The organism is Oceaniradius stylonematis (assembly GCF_965223445.1).
In the GTDB taxonomy this organism is placed as follows: Bacteria; Pseudomonadota; Alphaproteobacteria; order Rhizobiales; family Rhizobiaceae; genus Roseitalea; species Roseitalea stylonematis.
This window is the reverse complement of record NZ_OZ244994.1, coordinates 2,171,653-2,190,548: the sequence shown is the minus strand read 5'-3', so window position 1 is coordinate 2,190,548 and position 18,896 is coordinate 2,171,653. Positions and strand designations below refer to the sequence as shown.

Annotated in this window: 17 protein-coding genes; 10 read left to right on the top strand and 7 right to left on the bottom strand. The window is 65.2% G+C overall.

Annotation, left to right across the window (positions count from 1 at the left end; all coding sequences use genetic code 11):
- Positions 1 to 126 precede the first annotated feature (126 nt).
- Positions 127 to 1,773, bottom strand: coding sequence for an ABC transporter substrate-binding protein (locus tag ACOQOU_RS10815; RefSeq protein WP_306026298.1), 1,647 nt, complete (start codon positions 1,771 to 1,773; stop codon positions 127 to 129).
- A 259-nt stretch (positions 1,774 to 2,032) separates the two neighbouring features.
- Here ACOQOU_RS10815 and ACOQOU_RS10810 point away from each other — a divergent pair, with 259 nt between their 5' ends.
- The gene (locus ACOQOU_RS10810; protein WP_109766940.1) at positions 2,033 to 2,839 is read left to right on the top strand and encodes an undecaprenyl-diphosphate phosphatase; all 807 of its coding nucleotides are present in this window, start codon (positions 2,033 to 2,035) and stop codon (positions 2,837 to 2,839) included.
- Between the two features lie 3 nt (positions 2,840 to 2,842).
- Here the strand turns inward: ACOQOU_RS10810 and ACOQOU_RS10805 are convergent, their stop codons facing one another.
- The 6 genes from ACOQOU_RS10805 to ACOQOU_RS10780 form a co-directional block, all read right to left on the bottom strand.
- The gene (locus tag ACOQOU_RS10805; protein ID WP_245412762.1) at positions 2,843 to 3,586 is read right to left on the bottom strand and encodes a sulfite exporter TauE/SafE family protein; all 744 of its coding nucleotides are present in this window, start codon (positions 3,584 to 3,586) and stop codon (positions 2,843 to 2,845) included.
- 13 nt (positions 3,587 to 3,599) lie between these two features.
- On the bottom strand, positions 3,600 to 4,595 hold the full coding sequence (locus tag ACOQOU_RS10800; RefSeq protein ID WP_306026297.1) for a complex I NDUFA9 subunit family protein: 996 nt from the start codon (positions 4,593 to 4,595) through the stop codon (positions 3,600 to 3,602).
- A 166-nt stretch (positions 4,596 to 4,761) separates the two neighbouring features.
- Positions 4,762 to 5,271 carry a peptidoglycan-binding protein LysM gene (gene lysM, locus ACOQOU_RS10795; RefSeq protein WP_306026296.1) on the bottom strand — a complete coding sequence of 170 codons (510 nt, stop codon included), beginning with the start codon at positions 5,269 to 5,271 and terminating at the stop codon, positions 4,762 to 4,764.
- Between the two features lie 103 nt (positions 5,272 to 5,374).
- Positions 5,375 to 5,812: an alternative ribosome rescue aminoacyl-tRNA hydrolase ArfB gene (arfB, locus tag ACOQOU_RS10790; protein ID WP_109766944.1), complete on the bottom strand. Its 438-nt coding sequence runs from the start codon at positions 5,810 to 5,812 to the stop codon at positions 5,375 to 5,377.
- Positions 5,802 to 6,491: a nitroreductase family protein gene (locus tag ACOQOU_RS10785; RefSeq protein WP_109767037.1), complete on the bottom strand. Its 690-nt coding sequence runs from the start codon at positions 6,489 to 6,491 to the stop codon at positions 5,802 to 5,804. The genes arfB and ACOQOU_RS10785 overlap by 11 nt, the downstream gene beginning before the upstream one ends.
- A gap of 100 nt (positions 6,492 to 6,591) precedes the next feature.
- Positions 6,592 to 8,202 carry a phosphoenolpyruvate carboxykinase gene (locus ACOQOU_RS10780; RefSeq protein ID WP_306026295.1) on the bottom strand — a complete coding sequence of 537 codons (1,611 nt, stop codon included), beginning with the start codon at positions 8,200 to 8,202 and terminating at the stop codon, positions 6,592 to 6,594.
- 360 nt (positions 8,203 to 8,562) lie between these two features.
- Here ACOQOU_RS10780 and ACOQOU_RS10775 point away from each other — a divergent pair, with 360 nt between their 5' ends.
- From ACOQOU_RS10775 to ACOQOU_RS10735, 9 genes are all read left to right on the top strand, one after another.
- A complete protein-coding gene (locus ACOQOU_RS10775; protein ID WP_109766946.1) occupies positions 8,563 to 9,270 on the top strand; it encodes a response regulator transcription factor in 708 nt (235 codons plus the stop codon).
- A gap of 51 nt (positions 9,271 to 9,321) precedes the next feature.
- The gene (locus ACOQOU_RS10770; protein ID WP_306026294.1) at positions 9,322 to 11,100 is read left to right on the top strand and encodes a sensor histidine kinase; all 1,779 of its coding nucleotides are present in this window, start codon (positions 9,322 to 9,324) and stop codon (positions 11,098 to 11,100) included.
- A complete protein-coding gene (locus ACOQOU_RS10765; protein WP_306026293.1) occupies positions 11,097 to 11,561 on the top strand; it encodes an HPr kinase/phosphorylase in 465 nt (154 codons plus the stop codon). The genes ACOQOU_RS10770 and ACOQOU_RS10765 overlap by 4 nt, the downstream gene beginning before the upstream one ends.
- A 140-nt stretch (positions 11,562 to 11,701) precedes the next feature.
- Complete coding sequence (locus tag ACOQOU_RS10760; protein ID WP_109766949.1) at positions 11,702 to 12,103, top strand: PTS sugar transporter subunit IIA; 402 nt, start codon at positions 11,702 to 11,704, stop codon at positions 12,101 to 12,103.
- Positions 12,100 to 12,414: an HPr family phosphocarrier protein gene (locus ACOQOU_RS10755; RefSeq protein WP_109766950.1), complete on the top strand. Its 315-nt coding sequence runs from the start codon at positions 12,100 to 12,102 to the stop codon at positions 12,412 to 12,414. Before ACOQOU_RS10760 ends, ACOQOU_RS10755 begins: the two co-directional genes overlap by 4 nt.
- A gap of 109 nt (positions 12,415 to 12,523) precedes the next feature.
- Complete coding sequence (gene ahcY / locus ACOQOU_RS10750; RefSeq protein WP_109766951.1) at positions 12,524 to 13,924, top strand: adenosylhomocysteinase; 1,401 nt, start codon at positions 12,524 to 12,526, stop codon at positions 13,922 to 13,924.
- 184 nt (positions 13,925 to 14,108) lie between these two features.
- A complete protein-coding gene (locus ACOQOU_RS10745; RefSeq protein ID WP_306026292.1) occupies positions 14,109 to 16,637 on the top strand; it encodes an ATP-binding protein in 2,529 nt (842 codons plus the stop codon).
- 16 nt (positions 16,638 to 16,653) lie between these two features.
- Positions 16,654 to 18,171, top strand: coding sequence for a tRNA (adenosine(37)-N6)-threonylcarbamoyltransferase complex ATPase subunit type 1 TsaE (gene tsaE, locus ACOQOU_RS10740; RefSeq protein WP_306026302.1), 1,518 nt, complete (start codon positions 16,654 to 16,656; stop codon positions 18,169 to 18,171).
- Entirely contained in the window at positions 18,168 to 18,893 is a 726-nt protein-coding gene (locus ACOQOU_RS10735) for a nucleotidyltransferase family protein (protein ID WP_109766953.1), read from the top strand. The genes tsaE and ACOQOU_RS10735 overlap by 4 nt, the downstream gene beginning before the upstream one ends.
- The last annotated feature ends 3 nt before the right edge of the window (positions 18,894 to 18,896 follow it).

The following is an 18,896-nucleotide window of genomic DNA, read 5'->3' as shown; positions in this document are numbered from 1 at the left end:
GAGATCAAGCTGCTTCTCCCCAAGACGCGCGATGGCGCGAGACGTGCAGACGGCTTCTTGCGGCCGCCTTGCCCCTGTAGCGAAAAGGCGCAGCCGGTTCCGGCTGCGCCCTGGTTTCAGGCCCCGTCAGGTGTCGAGCCAGACATCGGCCAGATCCAGCTCGTAGGTCGGATGCTGGTAGTAGTTCTGGACGGTTGCGTCGTTGAAGTTGAACAGCGAACGCCAGTAGGGCTGGATGATAATGCCCGATTCCTGCAGCATCCGCTGGATATCGACCATCAGTTCACGCCGCTGGTCGGCGTCGGCGATCGCCAGGGCCTGGGTCAGCTTCTCGTCGAACTCCGGGTTCGAATAGCCGGCTTCGTTCCAGGCTTCGCCGGACCGGTAGGCGAGCGCAAGGATCTGCACGCCGAGCGGGCGGTGGTTCCAGTTGGTGGACGAGTAGGGATATTTCGTCCAGTCGTTCCAGAAGGTCGAGCCGGGGAGCACCGTGCGCTTGACCTTGAACCCGGCCTCGCGAAGCTGGGCCGCCACCGCATCGGTGGTGTTCTTGCGGTAGTCGTCGTCGATCGAGATGATCTCATGCTCGAAATCCATCTGGCCGGCTTCTTCCATCAGCGCCTTTGCGGCGTCGATGTCGCGGCTGATCGGCGGCAGTTCGGCATATTCGGGGTGGATCGGTGCCACGTGGTGGTTCTCGGCCACCGTGCCCTGACCGGCAATGCCAAGCTGCAGAACGACATTGTTGTCGACGGCGAGCTGGAGCGCCTGACGCACGCGCTGATCGTCATAGGGCGGGTTGTTGACGTTGGTGCGGACGACAACGGTCGCGCCGGTGACGGCTTCGTTCTTGGTCAGACCAAGGCCCTCGAAAATGTCGACGAAGTCGCCGGTCACCTCGTAGTTGGCCTGTACCTCGCCCGACTCGAACGCGGAGACCTGGGCCGACTGGTCGGTGCCGTAGTCGACGAAGACCACCTCGTCGAGATGCGCCTCGCCGCCCCACCAGGCACCGTCCTCGCGGCGCTTGTACTCGGCACGGTCGCCGATCGAGAACGAGACCAGTTCGAACGGACCGGTGCCGATCGGATTGTCGACCAGTTCGCCCGTGTCCGCATAGGAGGGGTGAACGACCAAGGCCGGATAATCGGCCATGCCGGCGATCAGCGTGATGTCCGGCTGCGGCAGCATCAGCTTGACGGTGAAATCGTCGACCCGGACGATTGCGCCCTCGGCGGCCTTGCCGGTCTCGTCGTCGATGATCGCCGCAAAGCGCGCGGCCATCGAATTGCCCTCGACGTCGCGTTCGCACCAGCGCTCGATGTTGAAGATAACGTCGTCGGCGTTGAAGTCGTCGCCATTGTTCCACTTGACGCCCTGCCGCACGCGCAGCGTGTATTCGGTGGCGTCGTCGTTGATCTCCCAGCTTTCGAGCAGCATCGGCTCGAAGGTGAAGTCGACGGTGTATTTGACCAGCGGCTCGAGGAACTGACGGCCCAGATTGCCCATTTGCGACCAGTCGAAGGTGCGCGGATCCTTCAGTTCGCGCACGTCCATGGCGATGGTCAGCACGCCGCCTTTCTTGGCTTCCTGCGCCAACGCCCTGCCCGGCGCTGCGATGCCGATCATCGAATAGGCGGCGGCGGTGGTGGCGCCGAACGTCGTTGCCAGGGCGAGGAATTCGCGCCGATCCATCTTGCCGACCTTGGTGTCCGCGGCCAGCTTCTCGATGTGCTCGGGCATACGCTCGCCGTTGCGTTTGAAAAATGCCATACATGCCTCCCGGGGTTGTAGCATTGCGTGCCCTAACTTCGGACACGGCAGCACGCTTGTCAAAGCGCTTACAAAAATTTTCGTTTCTGCGACCTCATCAAACGCCGTGGCGACCCCGGCGGGTTTCCGTCAAGCGACATGCATTTGCGAAGCGGCGTCAACAATGGCGGAAAAAACGCCGTCGGACGGGGTTTTTTTAACCGCAATCGGTGTATAGGCCGGCACGACCCGCTTCACACGATCGCCGCAGAAAGCCTCCATGACGGACCAGACAATCGTTGCAGCCGCCCTTCTGGGCGTTCTTGAAGGGCTGACCGAATTCATACCGGTCTCGTCCACCGGACATCTGCTGCTTGCGGGACACTTTCTGGGCTTTGAATCCACCGGCAAGACGTTCGAGGTGCTGATCCAGCTGGGCGCGATCGGCGCGATCGTCAGCGTCTATGCGGCGCGGCTGTGGCAAATGGCCACGCGCCTGCCATCGGACCCGCAAACACAAAGGTTTGTTCTGGGCATCCTTCTGGCATTCCTGCCGGCGGTCGTGGTCGGCGTGCTGGCGCACGGCTTCATCAAGACCGTCCTGTTTGAATCGCCGATGACGATCTGCATCGTGCTCATCGTCGGCGGGTTCATCCTGCTGTGGATCGACCGGCTGCCGCTGAAACCCAGATATACCGATGTGATGGACTATCCGCCATCGCTTTGCCTGAAGATCGGCCTGTTCCAGGTGCTGGCGATGGTACCGGGCACTTCGCGCTCGGGCGCGACGATCGTCGGCGCATTGCTGATGGGCACCGACAAGCGCTCGGCGGCGGAGTTTTCCTTCTTCCTCGCCATGCCAACCATGGCGGGCGCGTTCGCCTATGACCTGTTCCAGAACCGCGCGCTTTTGACGATGGACGATGCGGTGATCATCGCCACCGGTTTCATCACCTCGTTCATCGTCGCCGTCATCGTCGTGCGAATGCTGCTGGACTATGTCTCGCGCTACGGCTTCGGCCTGTTTGCCTGGTGGCGGATCATCGTCGGTTCGGCGGGGCTGGTGGGCCTGTGGCTGCTGGGCTGACGGTCACAGCAGCGCGCGGCGGATCAGGTCGAGTGCCAGAAGGGTCAACAGAAGCTTGAAGACGCGCCGAAAGACACGCTCCGGAACGACCGACAGGATGCGCGCGCCGGTGATCGTACCCAGATAGCCGGTGGCGATCATCGCCGCGATCACCGGCACCCATTTCCAGAACGCAAAGCCCAATGCGCCGAACGCGGCCACCTTCAGCCCGTGCTGAAAACTCATGGCGAGCGCGGCATTGGCGACCAGCTTTCCGCGATCGGCGAACGAACGCGCGAACAGGGCGTTGACCAGCGGCCCGGTGGCACCAACGAACATGGTGGCAAACGTGCTGGCAAGGCCGCCAATGGCCATGACACCCGGCGAGGCGAAGGCGAGCGCCGGGAGCTTCAGCCAGGTGACGGCCAGCACGAACAGGCCGAGGATAAGCTTGAGCGCCGTGTCAGGCAATTCGACGACGAGCAGCGCGCCCAGAAATGCGCCGGCCAGACTGCCGACCAGGAACGGCACGAGGATGGGAGGGGCGGCCAGCCGCCGCATGTGCCAGGCGCGGCCCGCATTGGAGCCGAGCTGGACGACGCCGTGCACGGGAATGAGCGCGGCAACAGGAACGACCGGTCCCATGAGGGCAAGAAGCGTCACCCCGCCGCCGATACCGAACGCGGCCGTCATGGCGGACGTGAAGTAGCTGGCGGCGATCAGAAAGGCCGCCTCAAGCCCTTCCAGGCCGGGCGGCAGGAGGGTCAAGGCCGGCGGTCCGTCAGCCTTCGCCCTTCTCGGCGGCGACATTGTTCCGGAACTGCCCGGTCACGCGGAAGCGCCACAGATAGGTGGGCAGGATCGCCTCGACGGTCGACGCATCGATGCCGATGCCGTCCAGCGTGCGCCTATCATCGACGGCCGCTTGCGAGACGACGTTGTCGGTGCGCAGCAGGCGCACCTGGTCTTCGGTGATGAGCGGCGTGCCGGGCATCATCTGGAAAAAGCGGCCCTGCATGGAGGCCGCCCACCACGGAATACTCACAAGGGCGCGCTTGCGCTGGATGACTTGCAGCATCTCTTCGAGGCATTTGCGGAAGCTCATCACTTCCGGGCCGCCCAGCTCATAGGTTGCGCCGCCCCTGAGCCGGCCGTCGATTCCGCGCGCGATCGCCTCGGCGACATCGCCCACATAAACCGGCTGGAATTTCGTCTCGCCGCCGCCGATCAGCGGCAGGAACGGCGAGTAGCGCGTCATGGAGGCGAACTGGTTGAAGAAATTGTCTTCGGGCCCGAAGATGATGGACGGGCGCATGATGACCGCATTGTCGCCCAGCGTCTCCGACACCCATTGCTCGCCGCGGCCCTTGGACCGGGCATATTGCGACTCCGAATCCGGGTCGGCGCCGATGGCGGACACATGGACCAGCGGAATGCCGGCCTTGTCGCAGCTTTCGGCGACGTAGCGTGCGCCATATTCCTGCACGGCGTCAAAGCCCTGCTTGCCGCCCTCGAACAGGATGCCGACGAGATTGATCGCCGCATCGGCGCCTTCGACGGCGCGCTCGACCGACCATTTGTGGCGCAGATTGGCCTGGATGGCGGCAATCTGGCCGACATCGCCGAGCGGCTGAAGATGGAACGCCAGATCGGGCCGGCGCACGGCGGCGCGCACGCGGTAACCGCGCTTGGCCAGCGCCCGCGTCACATGGCGGCCGAGAAATCCGGATCCGCCGAAGACGGTGACGACTTTGGGCATGTTCGACAGGGTGGTCATCGTCGCTTTCACTCCGCGCTGCACCTTTGCGCCGGCGCCCGTGCGGGCGCGGCGTCTGGCCGGTTCTCTATTCGCTTATGGCGTTGCCGAAAAGGGGGTCATTGGACGCATGAAGCGCCAAGACGAAGGGCAGCGCCGGGCCGCCCTTCGTGCCGGCCGGCCGGTCTCAGGCCTCGGCTATGTCGGGAATGCGCAGCACCTGGCCGGGATAGATCTTGTCCGGGTGGGTCAGCATCGGCTTGTTGGCCTCGAAGATGAGCTCGTATTTGGAGCCGTTGCCATAAGCCTTCTCGGAGATCGCCCACAGCGTGTCGCCTTTTTCCACGGTGTGGAACTTCGGCTCGGCGGCCGGGGTCGCAGCGGCGATGATCGCGTTCATGTCGGCGCCGGCGTCCAGCTTCAGACCGCTTTCGGGCGGCACGACCTTGAGTTCGGACGCCTCGACCTTCGAGATGCCGAGCGTGTTGCCGACGGCGACGACGGCCTTTTCGAAGATCGACTGATCCTCCACGGCGCCGCGAATGACCGCCGTGTCGCCCTTGACCTCAACCTGCACCGCGTCGGTGCCAAGGCCGTGCGAATCCAGTTCGCGCTTGAGTTCCTCGGCATTGGCTTCATCATCGTCACCGAAACCGAGCCGCTTGCCGGCGCTCTTCACAAAATCGAAAAATCCCATTTCCCCATCTCCCTCGATAGAAGTGTTTGCGCGACGTGTATTGCACCTGTCGCATGACAAATCCAAGTCATTTGCTCGGCAGCCGCTTCGGCGCGCCGGTCAGCTATTCGTCGTCATGCACCGAACCGCGCATCTTCTTGATCGCCGAACGGCCGGCCTTGGCCTTCAGACGCCGTTCCACCGAACCGCGGGTCGGGCGCGTCTTGCGGCGCGGCGGAGGGGGTGGCTGCAGCGCCTTGTCGACCAGCGCCGCGAGCCTCTCGCGCGCGTCCTGCCGGTTGCGTTCGCGCGTGCGGTATCGGCTCGCCTCGACGACGATCTCGCCGGCCTTGGTGGCGCGCCGGCCAGCCAGCCGCATCAGTCGCGCAAACTGGGCATCGGTGAAGACACCGGAGCCCCTGGCCTGAAAGCGCAGTTGCACGCTTGTCGCCACCTTGTTGACATTCTGGCCGCCCGGGCCCGACGCATGGATGAAGGCCTCCGTCAGCGTCCAGGCGGGAAGCTCCGCGCCGTTCGCCAGCCGGAGCGCATCACCGGCCATCGCCACCGATCCATGTGGTGACATCTTCGAGGGGCTTGCGGGTGATGGCCGGAACGCTCGCGCCCTCAGCGGGTCGGCCGGCGACCAGCAGGATGACCGGCTTCTCGTGCGCGGGGCGCCCGCAAATCTCCGACAGGAAGCCCATCGGCGACGGCGTATGGGTCAGCGTCGCAAGGCCTGCATTGTGCAGGGCGGCGATCAGAAGGCCGGTGGCGATGCCGACCGATTCGGGCACGTAATAGTGCTTGACGCGCTCGCCGGCCGCATCGATGCCATGGCGTTCGGCGAAGATGACGATGAGCCAGGGCGCGGTTTCCAGAAACGGCTTGTGCGCGTCCGTGCCGAGCGGCGCCAGCGCCGACAGCCATTCATCGCCGGCGCGGCCTTCATAGAAGGCGCGCTCCTCGGCTTCGGCCGCCTGACGAATGCGGGCCTTGGTCTCCGGGTCGCCGATCGCAACGAAATGCCATGGCTGCTGGTTGGCGCCCGACGGCGCGCTCGCCGCCGTCCGCAGGCAGTCCTCGATCACCGACCGGGGCACGGGTTCGGGCGAAAAGTCGCGCACCGTGCGCCGGCGGGTCATCAGGTCGGCGAAGGCGCCGGCCCGTTCCGTCATCTCATCGGCGGATCGATGCTGAAAATCGAGCTGGATATGCGACGATTGCGCGGATCGGTTCATGACGGCCTCCGCGCGCACCATGCACATCCACGCGCCAAAATGAAAAGGGCGACCGCGTACGGCCGCCCCTCATCGGATCATGTCTACAGGTTGTGGCCGCTTATTCGGCGGCCTCAAGAAAAACCGGCGCCGCGTCCATCACCTCAAGATCGACATGGCCTTCGAACTTGTCGAAATTGTCGCGGAACATGGACGACAGGCGGGTCGCTTGCGCATCGTAGGCCGCCTTGTCGGCCCAGGTCGAACGCGGATCGAGGATCGAGGAATCGACACCAGCGACCGCGACCGGCACGGCGAAACCGAAATTGGGATCGGTGCGGAATTCTGCGGCGTTGAGCGAACCGTCGAGCGCGGCGCGCAGCAGGGCGCGGGTCGCCTTGATCGGCATGCGCTGGCCGACGCCATAGGCGCCGCCGGTCCAGCCGGTGTTGACCAGCCAGCAATCGACGCCATGCTCGGCGATCAGTTCGCGCAGCAGATTACCATATTCGGAGGGATGGCGCGGCATGAAGGGCGCGCCGAAGCAAGTCGAGAAGGTCGCTTCGGGCTCGGTCACGCCCTTTTCGGTGCCCGCCACCTTGGCGGTGTAGCCCGACAGGAAGTGATACATGGCCTGCGCCGGTGTGAGCTTGGCAATGGGCGGCATCACGCCGAACGCATCGGCGGTCAGCATGATGATGTTGGCCGGATGGCCCGCATTGCCGGTGTCGCTGGCATTGGGAATGAAATGCAGCGGATAGGCGCAGCGCGTGTTCTCTGTCAGCGAGCCATTGTCGAAATCGGGCTTGCGGTCGGCGTCGAGAATGACGTTTTCCAGAACCGTGCCGAAGCGCTGGGTCGTGGCATGGATCTCCGGCTCGGCCTCGGCGCTCAAACGGATCGTCTTGGCGTAGCAGCCGCCTTCGAAATTGAAGATGCCGTCCGGGCCCCAGCCGTGCTCGTCATCGCCGATCAGCGTCCGTTCGGGATCGGCCGAAAGCGTCGTCTTGCCGGTGCCCGAAAGGCCGAAGAAGACGGCGGCGTCGCCGTTCGGCCCGACATTGGCCGAACAATGCATCGGCATGACGCCCCGGCCGGGCAGCAGATAGTTCAGCGCGGTGAAGACCGACTTCTTCATCTCGCCGGCATAGGAGGTCCCGCCGATCAGCACGATCATCCGCGTCAGGTCGACGGCGATCACCGTTTCGGTGCGGCAGCCATGCTTGACCGGGTCGGCCCTGAAGGAGGGCAGGTCGATGATCGTCATCTGCGGAGCGAAGTTCTTCAGCGCCGCCCGATCCGGCCGGATCAGCAGATTGCGGATGAACAGCGAGTGCCACGCCTTTTCCGTGACCACGCGTACATTGATGGCGTGCTCGGCGTCGGCTCCGCCCGTCAGGTCCTGCACGAACAGTTCCTTGCCGTTGGTTGCGGCGAGCATGTCGGTGTAGAGCCGCTCGAACGCATCGGGCGCCATCGGCTTGTTGTTGTCCCACCAGACATGATCTTCGACAATGCCGTCGCGCACGACGAACTTGTCCTTGGCCGAGCGTCCGGTGTGCTCGCCTGTGCGCGCGACAAGCGCGCCGCCCGCAGCCAGTTCGGCTTCGCCACGCGACAGGGCGTATTCGTACAATTGCGGCTCGGACAGGTTGTAATAGACGGCGGACGCGCCTGCGATACCGTTCTTTTCCAATCCCTGGGCCGTATTGAATACGCCGTGTGCTTTCATGACTGTCACCGGTTTTCAGTTCGAAACGAGAGCCGCCCCGAGGCGGCGCCACTTGCCTGATTGCAAGAGGGTGCGCAGCGTGAAACAGAATTGCCAAACAATCTCAAACCATTAATCGTTTTAAAAGTTTGAAAATCGTTTCAACCGTTTGAATCAGGCCCATTCTTTACGCATTATTAACTATGCCGGCTAAGAAATCGGCGCGCCAGACGCTTTGCGCTAAATGGCGGGCACGCCGCGAACCATGACAGGCTCGTCGATTCGTGCCACATTTTGTCCCCTGTTTGCGGGGAAAGCCTTCCGTCACCACATGCATGCACAACGGAAGGGTCGCGGGTCATGTCCGGGGAGAGTTTCAACATGCAGACGATTGCGCTTGTCGACGACGACCGCAACATTCTGACGTCGGTGTCGATCGCGCTGGAAGCCGAGGGGTTCCGCGTCGAGACATACACCGATGGCGCTTCGGCACTGGACGGGCTTCTGGGCAAACCGCCGAACCTGGCCATTTTCGACATCAAGATGCCGCGTATGGACGGGATGGAACTCTTGCGCAGGCTGCGGCAGAAATCGGACCTGCCGGTGATCTTCCTGACGTCCAAGGACGACGAGATCGACGAACTGTTCGGGCTGAAGATGGGCGCCGACGACTTCATCACCAAGCCGTTCTCGCAGCGGCTCCTGATCGAGCGGGTGCGTGCGATCCTGCGCCGGACGGCGGCGCGCGAGATCGCGGTCAAGCCCGGCGCGGCGGGCGCCAACAGCACGCTGGTGCGCGGTCATCTGGTGCTCGACCAGGAACGCCATACCTGCATGTGGAAGGAAAAGCCGGTGACGCTGACCGTTACCGAGTTCCTGATCCTGTTCTCGCTCGCCCAGCGCCCCGGCGTCGTCAAGAGCCGCGATGCGCTGATGGATGCGGCCTATGACGATCAGGTCTATGTGGACGACAGGACGATCGACAGCCACATCAAGCGGCTTCGCAAGAAATTCAAGGGGGCCGACCAGGATTTCGACATGATCGAAACGCTCTACGGCGTCGGCTACCGGTTCCGCGAGGCGGCGTAAGCGGACGCATCAGCAGCGGCGCCATGGCTGGCGCCGCACGAGGACCATTCAATGGCGGTCGAAACCGACCACATGCCGGCGACGAAATCACGCCGCGACGGGCGGCGGGCGGCGGCCCGCGCCGGATCGGTGCAGGGGCTGACCGGCCTGCGCCGGCTGTTCGGCCGGCACCTGTTCTCGTCGATCACGCGGCGCATCCTGATCCTCAACCTCGCCGCGCTCGGCCTTTTGATGTCGGGCATTCTCTATCTGAACCAGTTTCGCGACGGGCTGATCGATGCGCGCGTCGAGAGCCTGATGACGCAGGGCGAAATCATCGCCGGCGCGATCGCCGCCTCTGCAAGCGTGGAAACCGACGCGATCCTGATCGACCCGGAAAAACTGCTGGAACTGCAGGCCGGCGAGAGCATCGTGCCCAGCGTCGACGGGTTCGACAGCCTCGATTTTCCGATCAATCCCGAGCGCGTTGCGCCCGTCCTGCGGCAATTGATTTCGCCGACCCGGACGCGGGCGCGCATCTACGACCAGGACGGCAACCTGATCCTCGACAGCCGTCATCTTTACTCGCGCGGCCAGATACTGCGCTACGATCTGGACCCGCTCGACGCGCCGGAAACGACCATGGCCGAAGAGATGCGCAACCGCATTGCGCGGTTCTTCCGCCGCAACGACCTGCCGCTCTACCGGGAGCAGCCCGGCGGCACCGGCACCGCCTATCCCGAAGTGATGCAGGCTTTGGCCGGCGACCGGCGGCAGATCGTGCGCATCTCCGAGCAAGGCGAGATGATCGTGTCGGTCGCCGTGCCGGTGCAGCGTTTTCGCGCCGTGCTCGGTGTCCTGCAATTGTCCACGCAGGGCGGAGATATCGACAAGATCGTCGAGGCCGAGCGCTTCGCCATGTTCCGCGTGTTTGCCGTCGCGGTTCTCGTCAACATCATCCTGTCCTTCATGCTGGCGGGCACGATCGCCAATCCGCTGCGGCGGCTGTCGGCGGCGGCGGTGCGGGTGCGCCGCTCGATCCGAAACCGCGAGGAAATTCCCGATTTCTCCGACCGGCACGACGAGATCGGCAATCTGTCGGTGGCGCTGCGCGACATGACCAATGCGCTTTATGCGCGGATCGACGCGATCGAGAGCTTTGCCGCCGATGTCAGCCATGAGTTGAAGAACCCGCTGACCTCGCTGCGCAGCGCGGTCGAAACGCTGCCCCGGGCCCGCACGGACGATGCCCGCGCGCGGCTGCTCAACGTCATCGAACATGACGTGCAGCGGCTGGACCGGCTGATCACCGACATCTCCGACGCCTCGCGGCTCGATGCGGAACTCGCGCGCGAGGATGCGGGGCGCGTCGATGTCGCGCGGCTGCTCCAGAACATGATCGGCATCTGGTCCGACGGCCACATGGACCGCATCGCGCCGAAGCTGACCATCGACCGGCAGCAGGGCGGCCGCGCACTGATGGTCGCCGGCCATGAATCGCGTCTCGGCCAGGTGATCACCAATCTGGTCGAAAATGCGCGCTCCTTCGTCCATCCCGGCACCGGCCGGATCGACATCCGCCTGTCGGGCAATGCCAAATGGGTCGAAATCCGGGTCGAGGACAACGGGCCGGGCATTCGGGCCGAAAATGTCGAGACCATCTTCAAGCGCTTCTACACCGACCGTCCCGGCGCGGACGATTTCGGCCAGAATTCCGGGCTCGGTCTTTCGATCTCGCGGCAGATCGTCGAGGCCCATGGCGGCACACTGACCGCCGAGAACATCACCCGTCCGAACGACACCGAAACCGTTCTGGGCGCGCGTTTCATCGTCCGCCTGCCGCGCGAATGAGCCCGGACGACTCCGACACCCCGCCGCACGGCACATGCGTTGCGATCGACGGCAAGGGCGTTCTGATCACCGGCGCCTCGGGCGCGGGCAAGACCGCGCTGGCACTGACGCTGATCCGGCGCGCCAGCGCCGGCGGCATCGAAGCCGGGCTCGTCGCCGACGACCGGGTGATCCTTGAACCCGATGCAAGCGGTATAATCGCCCGGTGTCCCGCGCCGCTCGCCGGCAAGATCGAAGTTCGGGGCTGGGGCATCGCCGATGTCTCGGATATCGCCGTGCCGTCCGTCCGGCTTGCGCTGCTGGTCCGTCTGGTCGCGGCTGGAGACGCACTGCGTTTTGCGCAGGAACACCGCGAAACGGTGGAAGGGCACGGCTTCCCGTGCCTCAGACTGCCGACAGGGCCGACCGCCCCGGCACCGGCGGCCGTGTTGGCCGCGCTTGGCCTTCCGGTGTGGCTTTGACCCCACAGCGTGACGGTTTGGCCGCGTTGAAGCCGGCGCGGGCATGCCAACGCCTTGAAATGGACCGTGTTTGCTGATCAAGATGGTGCCCTTGCGGAGGTGGGCACGATAAGCGGACCCCGGACGGGAGTTGGTGACAGATGATCGGTGTCGTGCTGGTGACGCATGGCGCTCTTGCCGACGCATTTTTGCGCGCCGTCGAACACGTCGTCGGCCCGCAGGAAGCGTTCGAGACGGTGTGCATCGAAGCGGACGACAATATGGAGCGGCGGCGCGAGGATATCGTGGCGGCCATCGACCGCGTCGACACCGGCCAGGGCGTCATCGTCGTCACCGACATGTTCGGCGGCACGCCGTCCAATCTGGCGATTTCCGTGATGGCGCCGGACCGCACCGAAGTGATCGCAGGGGCCAATCTGCCGATGCTGATCAAGCTGGCCAAGGCGCGCGAAAGCGCCGACATGGCGAGCACGCTCGAACAGGCAAGCCAGGCCGGCCGGAAATACATCAATGTCGCAAGCCAGATCCTGGCCGCCAAATGAGCGATGCCACGCAAGCGGACAGGGGGGATGACGGACGTAACCACCGGCAGGCCGTCTTTACCATCACCAACAAGCGCGGCCTTCACGCGCGCGCCTCGTCTAAGTTCGTCCAGCTCGCGGAAGGCTACGGCGCCTCCATCACCGTGGCCAAGGACGGCACGCGCGTCGGCGGCACATCGATCATGGGGCTGATGCTGCTCGCGGCGGGACCCGGCAGTTCGATCGAAGTGACGGCGGAGGGACCGGACGCCGGCGCCGCGCTTGATGCGATCGGCGCGCTGATCGCCGACCGGTTCGGCGAGGGCGAATAGACAGTCGCCCTTTCATATACGGACATAAAGATTTCTTTATATTGCCGTTGCGTGCCGTGGTTCAGTCTGTTAGGAGCCGCGCCAAATCCAATTGCCAACGGAGCCCCTGATGGCTGACCCCAAAGACTACGTCGTTGCCGACATCTCGCTGGCCGAATTCGGCCGCAAGGAACTGGACATCGCCGAAACGGAAATGCCCGGCCTGATGGCGCTGCGGGCCGAATATGGCGACGCCAAGCCGCTGACCGGCGCACGCATCGCCGGCTCGCTGCACATGACGATCCAGACCGCCGTGCTGATCGAGACGCTCAAGGAACTGGGCGCCGATGTGCGCTGGGCCTCGTGCAACATCTTCTCGACGCAGGACCATGCCGCTGCGGCGATCGCGGCCACGGGCACGCCGGTCTTCGCCGTCAAGGGCGAGACACTGGAGGAATACTGGTCCTACACCGACCGCATCTTCCGGTTCGAAGAGGGCGGCGCCAACATGATCCTCGACGATGGCGGCGATGCCACGCTCTACATCCTGATGGGCGCGCGCGTCGAAGAGGGCGAGGACGATCTGATCGCCAATCCGACCAATGAGGAAGAAGAGGCCCTGTTCGCCCAGATCAAGAAACGCATCGCCGAGACGCCGGGCTGGTTCGTCAAGCAGCGCCACATGATCAAGGGTGTCACCGAAGAGACGACGACCGGCGTCAACCGCCTTTACCAGATGATGGAGAAGGGCCACCTTCCGTTCCCGGCCATCAACGTCAACGACTCGGTCACCAAGTCGAAGTTCGACAACAAGTATGGCTGCAAGGAATCGCTGGTCGACGGTATCCGGCGCGCCACCGACACGATGATGGCCGGCAAGGTCGCCGTCGTCTGCGGCTATGGCGATGTGGGCAAGGGTTCGGCCGCATCGCTGCGCGGCGCCGGCGCCCGGGTGCAGGTCACCGAGATCGACCCGATCTGCGCGCTGCAGGCGGCGATGGACGGCTATGAGGTCGTTACGCTCGATGAAGCCGCGCCGAACGCCGACATCGTCATCACCACGACCGGCAACAAGGACGTCATCACGATCGACCACATGCGGTCGATGAAGGACATGGCGATCGTCGGCAATATCGGCCACTTCGACAACGAGATTCAGGTCGCCGCCCTGCGTAACCTGAAATGGACCAACATCAAGCCGCAGGTGGACATGATCACCTTCCCGGACGACACGCGGATGATCCTCCTGTCGGAAGGCCGGCTTCTGAACCTGGGCAACGCCACCGGCCACCCCAGCTTCGTGATGAGCGCCTCGTTCACCAACCAGGTGCTCGCCCAGATCGAACTGTGGGCGCATGGCGACAAGTACGGCAATGAAGTCTATGTGCTGCCCAAGCACCTGGACGAGAAGGTCGCGCGCCTGCATCTCGAAAAGCTCGGCGTCAACCTCACCCAGATGAGCGACGAGCAGGCCGCCTATATCGGCGTGTCGCCGCAGGGCCCCTACAAGGCAGAGCACTACCGCTACTGATCTGTCCGCCGTCAACGAAAGAAGCCGGTGCCGCGATGCGGCGCCGGCTTTTTTGTGCGCGAGGCTTCACGGCGATTCCGGCGCCAGCTATGGTGCGGTGATTCGTGTGTCGGGGTGCTTCGTTTACGTGCGCGGTAACGGCCCGTGCACGACGCCCCTTGCGCGGAGGCAAAAGGGGACCCGCATGCCGCATGATGGCAGAACGCCCGGAAATCGGCGCGTCTCAAATCCGTTTATTCGGCTGACACGCCTTCCGGCGCTTCTCGGCGGCAGCGCGCTGGCCAGCCTTTGGGCCGGTGTCGCCGCAGCGCAGACCGGCCCCGGCAACACTTCGTTTTCGTCGCTGCTCTCGATGATCTCGCTGGACACGTTCGAGGTCGTGCAGCTGGCGCTGTTCACCGGCGCCATGGCCGCGGCAATCGGCTCGGCGCTGTGGCTGATCCGCGAGCGCGGGCGCACGGCCTCGCAGAACCTTGCGCTGCGCGGCAAGGTCTCCGCGCTGACCGGGCGGCTGAGCCAGCTCGAGACGCTGGCCGCATCGGAGGGTCAGCGTGCGATCGTCTGGAGCGACGAGCCGAACAAGCCCGCCGCCGTCATCGGCACGCTCGGTGCCCGCTCGGGCGCGCCGGAATCGCGATCCGAGTTTCTTGCCTTCGGGCGCTGGCTCGAGCCCCGCTCGGCGGCGCGCATCGAACAGGCCATTGCACGGCTGCGAGACCATGCGCTGCCGTTCGACGATCTGGTGCAGACGCCGACGGGCAATCCGGTCGAGGTGACCGGCCGGACCAGCGGCGGCAGCGCGATCGTACGCTTCGTGTCGCTGTCGGGCGAACGGGCGGATCATGCGCGGCTGATCGCCGATCACGCCCGGGTCGTCGAAACGCTGGAAACCCTGCAAGGGCTGATGGACCAGTCCGACATGCCGGTTTGGCTGCGCAGTGCCGACGGGGCGCTTGCCTGGGTGAACCGCGCCTATGCGGACGCCGTCGAGTGCGCCGATGCCGATGCCGTCGTCGCCGAACGGGCCGAACTGTTCGGCACGCAGGCCGGCAAGACCATCGCCCAGCAGCGGCAGGCCGACGGCCATTTTGCCGACCAGGTTTCCACGGTGGTGCGCGGCGACCGGCTGATGTTCGACGTGATCGACGTCGCCGGCCCCTTCGGATCGGCCGGCATCGGGCGCGACCGCACGGAGACCGAGGCCGTTCGATCGGAACTGAACACAACCATCCGCAGCCACGAGGAAACGCTCGACCAGCTGACGACGGCCGTGGCCATGTTCGACAGCGATGCGAGGCTGCGTTTTCACAATCAGGCGTTCGAACAGCTCTGGGAACTCGACAGCGGGCTCCTGGCATCCAAGCCGGACATGTCGATGTTCCTCGACCGGATGCGCGCCGAGGGCAAACTCCCCGAGCAGCCGGAATGGCGCCGCTGGAAGGACGGGCTGCTCGCCGCCTTCAAGGCCGTCGAGCCGCAGGAGGACTGGTGGTACCTGCCCGACGGGCGCACCGTGCGCGTCATTGCCAGCCCGCATCCGCGCGGCGGCCTTACCTGGGTTTTCGAGAACCTGACCGAGCGCATCGATCTGGAAAGCCGCTACAAGACGCTGATGCGCGTACAGGGCGAAACGCTCGACCATCTGGCCGAAGGTGTGGCGGTCTTCGAAGCCGACGGAACGCTGCAACTGGCCAATCCTGCCTTCGAGCGCTTCTGGCATATCGGCCACCTGACCGGCGAGGCCCGCGTTCATATCAACCAGATCGGCGAGGCGTGCGCCGCCAAGTTTGGCCATGCCGGGCCCTGGGAGCAGTTTGCGGGTATCGTCACGGGGTTCGACGAGGACCGTGCCGGCGCGACCGGGCGGACGGAGACCGGCAGCCTCACACTGTCATGGACCGTCGTGCCGCTTCCCAACGGCCAGACGATGATCACCTTCGTCGACATCACCGCCAGCGACCAGATGGAGCGCGCCTTGCGCGAGCGCAACGACGCGCTGGAAAAGACCGCACTTGTGCGGGACCGGCTCATCCGGCACGTATCATACGAGCTGCGCGCACCGCTGACATCGATCGGCGGCTTCACCGAACTTCTGGAGATGGACGCGACCGGCCCCCTGAACGGCAAGCAGCGCGAATATCTCGACCATATCGCCGCTTCCACCGGCACGTTGAACGATCTGACCCGCGACATTATCGATTTGGCGAGCGTCGATGCCGGCGTCATGGAACTTGCGCTCGACGAGGTCGAACTCGAGCCGGTCATGCGCACGGCGGCCGCCGAGATCATGCCGAGGCTGGAAGACCACGGCATCAGCCTGGCGCTGCGCATCGCGCCGGATGCGGGCTGCATCATCGCCGACCGGGCACGGCTGACCCAGGTTCTCACCAACATCCTGGCCAATGCCGCCGACTATGCACCGGAAGACAGCGAGGTCGTGTTCACCTGCGAGCGCACCGAAGATGGAGTCCGGTTCCGGATCCGCGATCACGGGCCGGGCATCGAGGAAGGGGCGCTGACGGAGGTCTTCGAACGGTTCCACACGGACCAAGGCGGCCGGGGACGAGGCGCCGGCCTTGGCCTGGCAATCGTCAAGAGTTTCGTGGCGCTGCATGACGGCGCCGTGTCGATCCAATCGTCGCCGGACAGTGGCACCGAAGTGACCGTCACCTTCCCGGAGGCGCCTGCGCGTGTCAGCGTCGCTGCCGAATAGGATCGCCTTGCCCAAGATGCAATTCGGACCGTTCGACGAACCGGCCATGGCGCGGTTCGCCGCCGATCTGGCGCGCATCGTCCTGCCGGGCGATTGTGTGGCACTGTCCGGCGATCTGGGCGCCGGCAAGACCAGCTTCGCGCGGGCCTTCATCCGCGCGCTGGCCGGCGACGCCGAGCTGGAAGTCCCAAGCCCGACATTCACGCTCGTACAGGAATACGCCACCAGTCCGCCGGTCGCCCATTTCGATCTCTACCGCATCGCCGACCCGGACGAAGTTGCCGAACTGGGGCTGGACGAAGCGCTGGAGGCAGGGATCGCGCTGATCGAGTGGCCCGAACGGGCCGGCACTGCCCTGCCCGCCGGTGCGATCGGGCTGGCTTTTTCGGAAACCGTGACCGACGCCGGCGCCGATGCCCGCACGATCGCGATCGAAGCACCCGAAGCGGCCGTTGCGCGCATAAGGCGCACGCTGGCGATCCGCGCACTGCTCCTGTCCGCGGGCCATGGCGGGGCAAACCGCGCGCCGCTCACCGGCGATGCCTCGACGCGCCGGTACGAAACGGCAACCGACGGTGCGTGGCGTGCCATCGTCATGGACGCGCCGCCCATGCCCGACGGGCCCCCGGTGCGCGACGGCAAGCCCTATTCGCAGATCGCTCATCTGGCGGAAGATATCGGCCCGTTCGTCGCAGTGGCCCGGATGCTGACCGGAGCGGGTTTCGCCGCGCCGGAGATCATGGCGGTCGACCATGAGGCCGGGCTGATCCTGCTCGAAGATCTCGGCGATGATGGCGTGCTGGATGCTGCCCGCCGGCCGATCCCGGCGCGCTATGAGGCGTCGGTCGATTGCCTCGCCGCCATGCACGCCACCGACTGGCCCCGCGAGATCGTCCTGGAAGACGGCACGGTCCACCGGGTGCCGGCGTTCGACCTCGGCGCCTTCCTGATCGAGGTCGATCTGCTGCTCGACTGGTATGTTCCGAGGGTCGCCGGCGCTCCGGCCAGCGCCGAGGACCGGCAATCGTGGCACGCCATCTGGCAGGCGCTGTTCGCCACCGTCGATGCCGGCCCCAAGACCCTTGCGATGCGCGACTTCCACTCGCCCAACATTGTCTGGCGCGGCGAAAGGACCGGACATGACCGGGTCGGGCTGATCGACTTTCAGGATGCGCTCTGGACCCACCCCGCCTATGACGTGATGTCGCTGATCCGCGATGCGCGTGTCACCGTCGAACCGGACCTGCAGTCGCGGCTTCTGGAAGCCTATTGCGCGGCAAGGGACCAACAGGCGGAGGACTTCGACGAGACCGGCTTCCGGGAGTGTTCCGCCATTCTGGCCGCGCAGCGGGCCGCCAAGCTTCTGGGGATATTCGTGCGCCTCGACGAACGGGACGGCAAGCCGGGCTACATCGCACATCTGCCCCGCATCCAGACATACATGCGCCAGTCGTTGTGCCATCCGGCGCTCGCCGATCTCGACGCGTGGCTCGCCGCGCGCGGCCTGCTCGACGTGACGGTCGAACCGCGATGACCGCACCGGTCTCAACAGCCATGGTGCTGGCCGCCGGCTTCGGAAAACGGCTGCGGCCGATCACCGACACCGTGCCCAAGCCCCTGGTCCCGGTGGGAGGGCGTACCATGCTCGACCGGACGCTCGATGCGGCGGAAACGGCCGGGATCGCGCGCGCCGTGGTCAACGTTCATTATCTGGGCGAGCAGATCATTGCGCATTGCGCGAGCCGGCAGACGCCGGCGACGTCGATCAGCGACGAGCGCGACGCGATCCTTGAAACCGGGGGCGGCGTGGTCAAGGCGTTGCCGTTGCTCGGCGATACTCCGTTCGCGCTCCTCAACGCCGACACGTTCTGGGTCGATGGCGGCCGGTCGACGCTTGCGGCGATGATCGACGCCTTCGACCCGGCACGCATGGACATGCTGCTCCTGACCGCGCGCCTTGACGATACGACGGGACATTCGGGCGGCGTGGACTTCACACTGGACGCCGGCAGCCGGATCGCACGGGCGCCGGATCCGGCCGGAGCCGGCGTCATCTACGCGGGCGCGGCGATCATCGATCCGGCGGTCTTCACCGGCGCGCGTGCCGAGCCGCATTCGCTGAACCGCTATTTCGACGCCGCCATCGCCGCCGGCCGGCTGTTCGGCCATGCGCTCGAAGACGGCCACTGGTACACGGTCGGCACGCCGGACGGGCTGACGGAGGTCGAGGCGCATCTGGCAGCGGGCAGGGTTTGACCG